This window comes from Williamsia muralis NBRC 105860 (assembly GCF_001598915.1).
Taxonomy (GTDB): Bacteria; Actinomycetota; Actinomycetes; order Mycobacteriales; family Mycobacteriaceae; genus Williamsia; species Williamsia muralis.
In genome coordinates this window covers 707671-717531 of sequence record NZ_BDAP01000002.1, presented here as the reverse complement: position 1 = coordinate 717531, position 9861 = coordinate 707671, and the positions used below count along the sequence as shown (strand labels likewise).

At 65.2% G+C, this 9861-nt stretch carries 9 protein-coding genes; all 9 read right to left on the bottom strand.

The window, feature by feature from the left end; genetic code table 11:
* Positions 1-56 precede the first annotated feature (56 nt).
* Entirely contained in the window at positions 57-464 is a 408-nt protein-coding gene (panD, locus tag WIMU1_RS10195; protein ID WP_023960166.1) for an aspartate 1-decarboxylase, read from the bottom strand.
* 37 nt (positions 465-501) lie between these two features.
* A complete protein-coding gene (locus tag WIMU1_RS10190) occupies positions 502-777 on the bottom strand; it encodes an MbtH family protein (RefSeq protein WP_051722049.1) in 276 nt (91 codons plus the stop codon).
* Positions 758-2101, bottom strand: coding sequence for a lysine N(6)-hydroxylase/L-ornithine N(5)-oxygenase family protein (locus WIMU1_RS10185; RefSeq protein ID WP_084248141.1), 1344 nt, complete (start codon positions 2099-2101; stop codon positions 758-760). Before WIMU1_RS10185 ends, WIMU1_RS10190 begins: the two co-directional genes overlap by 20 nt.
* Positions 2102-2215: 114 nt before the next feature.
* Positions 2216-3841, bottom strand: coding sequence for a (2,3-dihydroxybenzoyl)adenylate synthase (locus WIMU1_RS10180; RefSeq protein ID WP_062796888.1), 1626 nt, complete (start codon positions 3839-3841; stop codon positions 2216-2218).
* Positions 3838-4710 carry a sugar phosphate isomerase/epimerase family protein gene (locus tag WIMU1_RS10175; protein WP_245968906.1) on the bottom strand — a complete coding sequence of 291 codons (873 nt, stop codon included), beginning with the start codon at positions 4708-4710 and terminating at the stop codon, positions 3838-3840. The genes WIMU1_RS10180 and WIMU1_RS10175 overlap by 4 nt, the downstream gene beginning before the upstream one ends.
* A gap of 8 nt (positions 4711-4718) precedes the next feature.
* The gene (locus WIMU1_RS10170) at positions 4719-4997 is read right to left on the bottom strand and encodes a phosphopantetheine-binding protein (RefSeq protein ID WP_243404558.1); all 279 of its coding nucleotides are present in this window, start codon (positions 4995-4997) and stop codon (positions 4719-4721) included.
* A 188-nt stretch (positions 4998-5185) separates the two neighbouring features.
* The gene (locus WIMU1_RS10165; protein WP_062796886.1) at positions 5186-7000 is read right to left on the bottom strand and encodes an ABC transporter ATP-binding protein; all 1815 of its coding nucleotides are present in this window, start codon (positions 6998-7000) and stop codon (positions 5186-5188) included.
* Positions 6997-8796 carry an ABC transporter transmembrane domain-containing protein gene (locus WIMU1_RS10160; RefSeq protein WP_245968905.1) on the bottom strand — a complete coding sequence of 600 codons (1800 nt, stop codon included), beginning with the start codon at positions 8794-8796 and terminating at the stop codon, positions 6997-6999. Before WIMU1_RS10160 ends, WIMU1_RS10165 begins: the two co-directional genes overlap by 4 nt.
* Positions 8797-8878: 82 nt before the next feature.
* Positions 8879-9859, bottom strand: coding sequence for a histidine kinase dimerization/phospho-acceptor domain-containing protein (locus WIMU1_RS10155; RefSeq protein WP_158599243.1), 981 nt, complete (start codon positions 9857-9859; stop codon positions 8879-8881).
* Positions 9860-9861 lie beyond the last annotated feature (2 nt).

Here is a 9861-nt window from a genome sequence, read left to right as displayed (position 1 = left end):
CATCGCCAAACCACATTCCCTTGCGCTCGCCGATGCGAGACGGTCGTCGATCGTGTCTAACGGCTCGACAGCTGATCGGTCGCGCCCGGAACCGGTTGCGCCGGATCATTTCCCAGCGCCACGATCGCGTTGTCCGAGTCGACGTGGACGACCTTGGGTTCATGCACGATGACCTCGGCCTCGTCGAGTTGCAGGAACGACATGATGATCACCAGGTCACCCGGGTTCACCAGATGAGCCGCTGCCCCGTTGATGCAGATGACCCCTGAACCGGCGGCGCCGGTGATCACGTAGGTCTCCAGTCTCGCGCCGTTCGTGACGTCGACGACCTGAACCTTTTCGCCTTCCACGAGATCGGCGGCCTTCATCAAAGTCTCGTCGACCGTGATGGAGCCGACGTAATGCAGGTCGGCCTGAGTGACTGTGGCGCGGTGGATCTTACCGTTCACCAGAGTGCGGAGCATGTTTTGTGTCCTCGGTTCGTCAGATGCTGTGAGTTGTTCAGGGAGAAACGCTGTGGCGTGCCCGCGAATCCGTGGCATCCGAATTCGTGGCGTCCGCGTCCATGGCGTCACGCAGGCTCTTCGGCCGCATGTCCGTCCAATGCTCGTCGACGTAGTCGAGGCATTCCTGCCGGCCGGCGTGACCGTTCGCTCCGTGGACGATCCGCCAGCCCTGCGGCACCTCCGCGAACGTCGGCCACAGTGAGTACTGTTCTTCATCGTTCACGAGCACATAGAACGTGCCCTCGTCATCATCAAAGGGGTTGGTAGACAAAGTCGCCTTCTCTCTGCTCGCTCGATTCAGAAGTGATGTGGACGGTGGCCTCCGCCTCGGTTCGCCTGACCGAGGCGACGATCGAGTCCACCAGCTCTCCCGAACGCACTGCCAAGTTCGACAGCAGGGTCGACGTGAGGCCGTGGGTGTGCTCGGTGTTGCCTTGCAGGTAGATCCCGCCCTTGATGCGTCCGCTGGTGGTCACCCGGTATTGACGGTCCACGACGGGGCGACCCTTGTCGTCCACATCGCAGGCCGCCGCCAGCGGGCCGAGCAGCTCGGCGAGACTGACCGGCTCGAAACCCGTCGCGAAGATGACTGCGTCGCAGCTGAACTCGTCGACGCCCTGGGACGGTCGATGGCGGATCTGCACGGCTACTCCGTCATCCGTCTCGACCAGCGAGCTGACCTCCGACGCACCGCGTACGAACAACCTCCGGCGCCCTGACACCCGCTCCCCGTACTCGCGGCGGTACAGCTCCTCGATCAGCGGTGGATCCACTGCCGAATAGTTGGTTCCACGGTGATAGCTGAGCAGTTGCGCGCGGAGTTCGTCGGACGACTGATGGAAATCGACAACAGCGTCCGGATCGAAGATCCGGTTGGCGTAGGGACTGTCGTCGGCAGGTGTGTACCCGTATTTGCCGAAGACCGCGTGGATTTCGGAATCCGGATACGTCTCGTGGAGATAGGCGGCCACCTCTGCAGCACTCTGTCCGGCACCCACCACGATCAGTCTCTGGTGGCGCATGCGCGGCAGTTCCCGGAGGTGCTCGAGCAAGCGGTGGTTGTGGAACACACGCGCGCTCTGCGTGACACCCGCGGGCACCTTGGAACGCAGGCCGCCGGCGAGAACCACGTTGTGCCCGCGCACCGGAACCGAACCCGGCACCTGGACCTCGAACACGTCGCCGGTCCAGTTCACCGAGCTGACCTCGGTCCCGTAGGCGATGGGCAGCGACACCTTGGCGGCCGCCCACTCGAGGTAGTCGTGGAACTCGAGCCGGGTGGGGAAGAAGCTCTGCTGGTTGATGAAGTCCGTCAACCTGCCACGCTCGGACAGGTACTTCAGGAATGAGTAGGGACTGCAGACGTCCCGTTGGGTGGCAAGGTCTTTGAGGAACGAGATCTGCATCGTGGTGCCGGGGATCAACATGCCCCGGTGCCAGCCGAACCGCTGCTGTTTCTCCACGAACTTCGCCGTCAGGCGGTCTGCCGGACGGGCCCGGTCGTTGTACTCCTCGATCGCGATCGCCAGCGCGAGGTTCGCCGGTCCGAAACCGACGCCCACCACATCGAACGGAGCACTCTCATCGGTGGTCATGAAGCGACTCCTCCTGCCGGGCTCCCAGCGGAACCGACAACTCGAACGATCATTGGGAACACGACCTCACATCTCACTCTGGTAAGTATAGGCTAACTTAAGTAGAAGGTGAAGTCAGCGTGCGCGTTGGTGGCGTTTGCTGACCTTGCCCACCGCAGTTCGTTCGAACTCGTCGACCAGTTCCACGACGTCCGGGATCTTGTACGCGGCAAGACCCTTGTCGGTGAGGAACCTCCTGATGGCCGCGAGCGACAGCGTCGACCTGTCGCTTCCCTCCCGTGGGATGACAAACGCTTTGGTGCGCTCCCCCAGCAGCTCGTCGGGCACTCCGACCACCGACACATCGTGAACCGATTCCGATGTCAGAAGGACGTTTTCGACCTCTTCGGGTGCGATCTTCTCTCCGCCCCGGTTGATCTGGTCCTTGGACCGCCCCACCACCGTGAGGTAGCCGCGCTCGTCCGCGCGGACTATGTCGCCCGTTCGATAGAACCCGTCGGCGGTGAAGTTGGCGGCGTTGTGCTCGGGCGCGCGGTAGTAACCGCGGATGGTCGACGGTCCGCGCGTCAGCAGATGGCCGGAGGTGCCGAGGGGCACCTCATGTCCCTCGTCGTCCACCACCAGCACCTCATCGGCCTCCAGCGTCGGGCGGCCTTGCCGGGTGGTGATCGTCTCTTCGTCCTCGTCGAGCCCGGTGAAGGTGGTGAGCCCTTCGGCCATCCCGAAGCTCTGCTGCACGGTCGCACCGAGCTCCGAACGCACCCGGCGGGCGGCCTCTGCACTGAACTTGGCCCCACCCACCCGTAGGACCTCCAGAGTTCGCAGGTCATACCGGCGTTTGAGCGACGAATTGAGCCACACGAGCGCGAGCGGTGGGACCACCGACACGTCGGTCACGCCGTGCTGCTCGATCAGAGGGAACGTGACGTCGGGACTTCCGTTCGGGGCGGGCACCACGGTGCCGCCTTTGTAGAGCACCCCGAGGAACCCCGGCGAGCGCATCGCAAAGCTGTGGCACATCGGCAGGACCACCAGTTGGACGGTGCCATCGGTGATCCCGCCGATGTCCGCACTGGCCCGGACGGAGGCCAGGTAGTCCTCATGGGTATGGGGAATCACCTTGGGCTGGCCGGTGGTACCGCCCGACAACTGCAAGAAGGCGACGTCCGACGGCAGGGATCTGCGTCGGTGCGCCGACAGACCGCGCGAAAGCAATTGCTCCACATCATCACCCGCGCCGTCCTCGGACAAGACGACGGTGTGGAGCCGGCCCGCCGACGACTGTCTCAGCTCCTTCGCCAGTGACCCGAAGTCGTTGCCGGCGTGGGATTCGACGGTGACATAGGCGACCGCCTCGGTGAACCCCACGAAGTACTCGATCTCATGCCTGCGCAGCGCGGCAAGGGCAAGGACGGGAACCGCCCCCAGCTCGAACAGAGAGAACAGGATCGGCAGGTAGTCGGGCACGTTCGGCAGATGCACCACCACGCGGTCGCCACGACCGACACCGAGAGCTTCGAAACCCGCCGCGAACGCCAGCGTCCGCTCCCCGAGCTCGCGATAGGTCATCCGGGTGTCTCCGGCGATGAGCGCGATCTGATCGGGCGACCGTTCGATCGTCTCGAACAACATCTCGGACAGCGTCTGATCGGTCCAGTAACCCTCGTCGCGGTACCGGGCGGCAAAGTCGGCAGGATATGGCACGACCCCGTCCAGTTCCAACGGTCGCAACCCGCTCACAGCGAACCCACCTGCGCCGAAAGACGTTGCACGCCATCGTTTGTCCAGGTGGAGGACGGGGCGTTCGCCTGTGTTCCCAGCTCATCGATGAACTCGCCGAGCGCTACTGCCCCGGCCCTGGCTACCTCGTGCGTATCGCGTTCGCGATAGCCAGGATTGAAGATCTCGAGCGAGAGGGGCCCGTCATACCCCGATGCCAGGACGGTGCCGATCGGGGCGAGGAGATCCATCTGCCCCTCACCGGGGAAACAGCGATGCCCACGGCTCCATTGCATGAGGTCCATGGAAAGCAAAGGCGCATCGGCCAGTTGGAGAAATCCCACCGAGCCGGCTGGGAGTTCGGACAAGATGCCGATATCCTCACCCCGGGCGATCAGGTGGAACGTGTCGACCACCAGGGTCAGGTTAGGATGATCGGCGCGCTGCAGCACTTCCCACGCATCTGCGACCCGGCTGATGTGGGTACCCCACGCCAGAGCTTCGAACATCACCGTCACGCCGTGCTCGGCGGCAACGTCGCCCAGCGCCGCCAGCTGTGCCACCGACAGGTCACGGCTGCTGTCGGCGTCATCATCGGTGTTGGAGACCACGAGTATGGAGTCGGCACCGATCTCCCGCATCACCTCCAGCTCGCGTCGAAAACGAGCTTGCACAGCACCGAACTCGTCGTGCGACACGCCTTCGGCTCGCCGGAACGGCTGATACAGGTCGATGGTCAATCCGAGGTCCGCACAGCGGCGAGCACATTCGCCCGGGGACATCGCCGACTCCCGAAGGTCGGCATCCAACAACTCGATACCGTCGAACCCGGCGGCGGCAATCGCATCGATCTTCTCCTCCAGGCCGCCGCCGAGAGACACCGTTGCCATGCACATCTTCATGAGACAACGCCCTGGCCGGCGTCGTCAGCACTCGTCAGCAGGACCTCGATCCACGTGCCGACCACCGGGTCGGAGGCGAGCACGGGAAAGTCGACGTGGGCCGAGCCCGCGCTGCGCCACTTCTCCACCAACGACATCAGCCGAATCGAATCAAGACCGGCGTCAAGGAGATCCAGGTCGTGCGTGACCTCGGCGGGAGCCATGCCGAGAGCTCCCGCGATGTCGGCAACGATCTGCTCCTCCGACAAACTCGTGGACACATCTTGCTGACTCAACTGCAGCTCCTCACTCGCGATGTCGGGGCGAAACGCCACCGGGACAACGGCATTGCCGCCATGTCAGGCGCGAGAAGTCGCAATCGACTCCGACGATGGGGCGACACATCGTACCGCCGCGCTTGCAACTAAGCCTATACTTATCTGGCGAGTTATGGAAGCGTGCGAAAATGTGAGGTGGGCCAAGCTCAGCTCTGCGTGCGGCCCCGAGACCAAGCCCTCCAGAGGTTGCCGTAACGGCCTCCGAGCGAGACGAGTTCGGCGTGTGTACCCACTTCGACGATCCGTCCGCGTTCCATGAAGACGATGCGGTCGGCGCGAGCCGCCTGGCTCAGGCGATGCGCCACAATGAGTGCCGAGCGTCCACGCAGGGCCGCTTCCGCCGAGGCCTCGAGGACACCCGCACCTGCGCTGCCGGCGTCGGCGGTCGCCTCGTCGAGTATCGCCATCTCGGGGTCGAGCAGAACGATCCGGGCCAGGGCGAGTTGTTGCGACTGCATCGGTGTGAGGTGGTGCCCTTGCTCGCCGACAACCGTCTCGATGCCATCGGGCAACGCACGTACCCACGGACCCGCATCGACGAGATCCAGTGCGGCCCAGAGCTGATCATCGTCGGCGTCCGGCGCGGCGATTCGAAGGTCCGAGGCCAGCGTTCCGCTGAAGACGTGCACCTCCTGGGTGACCAGCGCAGTCGAACGCGCCAGTTCGGTGCGGTCGATGGACGTGATGTCCCTGCCACCCAACAGCACACGTCCCTCGGACGGCATGTGGATACCGGCGACGATGGTGGCCAGTGTCGTCTTCCCGGCGCCCGATGATCCCACCACGGCGATGTGTTCTCCCGCCGCGATCGACAGCGAGATGTCGTGCAGCACCTCGTGCTCTGGCGAATACGAATAGCTGACGTTGCGGATCTCGACCAGTGGCGCCCCCGGCGCAGGCCGGGCCGGCTTGGTGTCGACGGCCGTCGTGGTGGTCGCCGCGCGGTCCGCCTCCTCGATCACGCCCACGATGCGACCGAGAGCGGCTGCGCCGGACTGCAGGTCGTTCACCAGCAACATGACCCGTCCGATCGGGTCGAACAACAACAGGAAATAGAGCATGGCTGCGGTCACTGCGCCGACGGTGAGCGAGTCCGACCCGACCAGCACGAACCCGATGATCAAAATGGTTGTCATGCCGACGAACTCGCCCAGGTTGATGCGGGCGCCGAGTCGGTTCTGCAGCACGATCGCACGCATGAACCAGCGGACCACCGACCAGGAATGACGCTCAATCCGGCCGTTCAGCGACTGCGACAACTCGAATGCGTGCACGGTGTCCAACCCGCGGATCGAGCCGAGTACGTGATGGGCCCGCTCGGCGGTGGCAGCCCGTTCCGCGGCAAACATCGCGGGTGCCTTCTTCAGGAACATCCGCACACCGTTCACATAGACCGGCATGACCACCACGAGAACCAACAGGAAACGCCAATCCAGCAGCGCCAGGCCGACAAACGTCACGGCGATGGTGAAAGTGGCTGTGAGAAGGGCGGGTACCACCGATCCGATGGCCTGGCTCACGGTGCTGACATCGTCGGTGGCCCTGGACACCAGGTCACCACTGCCGGCGGCCTCCACGCGCGCAAGCGGCAGCCGCAGCGAGGCGGCCAGCATGGTCTCTCGCAGATGCGCCAGAATCGTCTCGAAGATCTTCGCGGACAAACGGACTCCGAGTCCGGCGAGCACCGCGGCACCCACCGCCGAAGCGGCCATGACCCCGGCCAGGCGCCATATCTCGCCGGTGGCGCCACCTTCGTCGGCGATGTCGACGATCTCCCCGAGGGCTCTCGGCGTGACGAGCCCCAGTGCTGCTGCAGCCGTCATGATTCCGGCGAGCAGCACGAGGGGCCAGATCTGTTTACGCACCTCGACGCCCAGGTAGCCCATCGTGGTGCGAAAGTTCGCAATCGCGAGTTTCTCCGTCGAGACCTCAGGTGTGGCATCCCCGGTCGCGGCGCTCATCGGCCGGCTCCGCTCAATCCGGCGGGCAGCAGGCCCGCGCCGGCCAGATCGCCCTGGTAGACCAAGGACCCGCCGGAGATGATCACAACGTGTTCGGCCGCTTCGAGGAACGCCGGTGAGTTGGTGAACACCACCGTGCTCAGACCCTCACGGGTGAGGTGGAGTCGCCGCGCGACGGTGGCCTCGGTGACCGAATCCACTGCTGTGGTGGGGTCGTTGAGGATCAGTACCTTCGACTCCGCAGCCAGAGCGCGGGCCAGACCCACACGTTGGCGCTGCCCGCCCGAGAGCATGCGGCCGGCCTCGCCCACCGGGGTGTCGAGGCCCGCGGGCAACACCTCGACGACGTCGTCGCAGGCGGCCGCGAAGATCGCGCGGGTGACGCGGGAATCACGGTCAGCGACATCGTCGTCCACACCGGCCTCGATGTTCTCGAGCACCGAACCCTCGAAGAGATCCGCAGAGTGCGGCACTGCTCGCACCAGCTGATGTACGACGTCGCGGCCGAGGTCGAACAGGTCCACATCACCGAGCCTCACGACGCCGGACTCGGGTGCCTTCTTGCGCGCGAGAACGGCGACGAGCGCTTCGGTTTCCTCGGGCGCGCAGACAATCGCGACCAGTCCCGCCGGGGGCAGTTCGAGGGTCAATCCGGCGACCGGCCCGGCCGTCATGTCGTCGAAGGACAACGGACCTTCGGCGTTCCGGACGGACCCGGACTCGATCGCCGATTCGGCCTGCAACACCGACAGCACCCGTTTGGCGCAGGGCACCGCACTGTTCCAGAGGGCGCCGAAGTTGGTCCCCAGTGCGTTCAGCGGCCCCATCACGAATTGGGTGAGTCCGACGACCGTGATCAATTCGCCGAAGCTGATCTGCCCTTCGACTGCCATCAGGCCCGCCGCGATCCCCACTCCCACAACGAACAACGCGGAGACCATCTGCATCACGCCGATGTAGGTGCCCTGCGATCCGGCAGCGCGGATCGCACCGACGCGCGCACGACTGCTGGCCATCCGGTACCGCCGGCCGGCCTCGGGTTCGGCACCAAGTCCCTTGACGATCCGCAATCCGGCGACCAGATCTGCGGCCGTGCCCGCTGCGTCGCCGGCGAGTTCTTGTTCGTGCTCGGTCCGCGCCCGCAGCGGTCCACCCGCCAGGTCGAGAATCCACAGGAGGGTCGGCGCCCCGAGAAGGATCGCCAGTCCGAGCGGCCAGGAGATGAACAGCAGGACGGCGCCCGCCACGATGACCGCGGCGAGCTCCCCGATGGGGAAGACGGCGATGAACACAGCGCTCGACAATCGCATCACGTCGGAGGTGGCGATGTTGAGGGAGACGCCCGGCAGTCGTGCCGGGCCGGCCATCCCCCGAGGGTCGAGCAGACGATCGGTGACCCGCATCCGGAACTGGTGCTCCACCAGACCGTGCGCGTACATCGTCAGACGCTCACCGAACCGCCAGGTGTGCGACAGCAGGAGGAATACAGCGGCCAGTGCGACAACCCAGGCGATGAGTGACCCGACATCGCCGGTGGACACCGCGCGGTCGATCGCCAATCCCATGACCACCGGCACCAGCGCTTCACCGACGAAGTGCCCGACCATCAGGATCATGCCCGGCAGTGTGTACTTCCCGGCCCCGAAGATGGTGCGGATGACCAACGTTTTCGGTGTGGTGTCGGCATCGACTCGGATCTGCTTGCTGCGCACCGGCTCTGCGGGCGGCACGAAGAACACCGGGAGCCGCGAGCCGGTGTCGATCGTGAGCCGATCGGACCGCCCAGAGTTCAACACATGATTAGGCTATCCTACCTTCGGGCGCCCGAGCGACTCCCCTGCCGAAAATTTTAGGGCGCCCTAAGTAGCCGCGACCACCCTAGGAACGCCCCATCGTCGGCGGCCGTGCCACGTCCACCAGGTCCGCGACCAGCGCAGAGAACTCCTCGATCTGATCGATCACATCCGACCGCAGTTCCGCCATGTCTGCTTCGGACATCGCCGACGCACCGGGCTTGCTCGCGGCGATCAGCAACTCGAGGTTCGTCCGCAACGAGGTGAGCGGGGTCCGGAGCTCGTGGCCGGCGTCGGCGATCAGCTGAGACTGCCGATCACGCGAATCCGACAACGCGGCCAGCATCGTGTTGAACGTGGAGGCGAGGCCGGCCAGCTCGTCGTTCCCGGCCACCTGGATCGGGCGGAGATCATCGGTTCGGGCGACCCGTTCAGATGCTCGTATCAGTCGGTCGACCGGCCGAAGGCCTGCCTGCGCGACCGTTGTGCCCGCCACCCCGGCGAGGATGGCGCCGCACCCGCCGATGATGCCGAACACCCAGGCGAGCCGGGTCAGCACTGCATGCGTGGAGGTCAGGTCTTTGGAGAGGACCAGCGTGACCCCGTCGGTGAGCCTCTGGGCGAGAACGCGATGACCGTCGACATTCGACAGCGACGATTCCCGCTTGCCCTCGATCACATTGCGTTGACCGGGTCCGATCGGAATGGGACCGGTACGAACGGTCAGCCCGTTCTGCAGCACGAGTCCGAAGTAGATGCCGTTGTCGCCGTACCGGATCGTCTGCGCGACCATCTCCAGAGATGCCTGGTCCTCGACTTCGATCCCCTGGTTCACCCAGGTCGTCACCGACAGAGCCCGCGACTTCAGGTTGTCGTCGACACGTTCGTTCAGCCCGTCGCTGACCACCAGGTAAGCGGCCAGGGCCATCACCGCGGCGGCCACCGCCACAACTGCCCCTGCCAGCACGGTTATCTGCCAGCGCAACGAACGTCGCGGCGCGCGCCCGGCGCCGCGACGACGCACGGCGGTTCGACGCGCGAGGCGACGCAACGGACTGACGATCACGA